This window comes from Streptomyces sp. P9(2023) (assembly GCF_032436795.1).
Taxonomy (GTDB): Bacteria; Actinomycetota; Actinomycetes; order Streptomycetales; family Streptomycetaceae; genus Streptomyces.
This window is the reverse complement of record NZ_JAUPWM010000565.1, coordinates 1-263: the sequence shown is the minus strand read 5'-3', so window position 1 is coordinate 263 and position 263 is coordinate 1. Positions and strand designations below refer to the sequence as shown.

Below are 263 nucleotides of genomic sequence, written 5' to 3'. Positions count from 1 at the left end.
CTTGGCGACGTATTCGTCGATCTGGGCGCTCAGCTCCGCGGGCTCGCTGCCCTTCTCCAGGTAGGCCTTGCACGCTTCGGTGGTGATCGTGAAGCTCGGCGGGACCGGGAGGCCCATGTTGTGCATCTCCGCGAGGTTGGCACCCTTGCCACCCAGCAGATCCTTCATGTCTTTGTTGCCCTCAGCGAGGCCGTAGACGAACTTGCTCATGTGTACCTTCCCGAAACCTTCCCTGTGCACCTGTGGACGGGGTCGTCCTCAGC

Annotated in this window: 1 protein-coding gene; it reads right to left on the bottom strand. The window is 62.4% G+C overall.

Translation table 11 applies throughout. The annotated features are described in order from the left end of the window. Positions 1-210: PEP/pyruvate-binding domain-containing protein (locus Q5762_RS38715; RefSeq protein WP_315897005.1), on the bottom strand; the 210-nt coding region annotated here is incomplete at its 3' end. Positions 211-263: the final 53 nt, after the last annotated feature.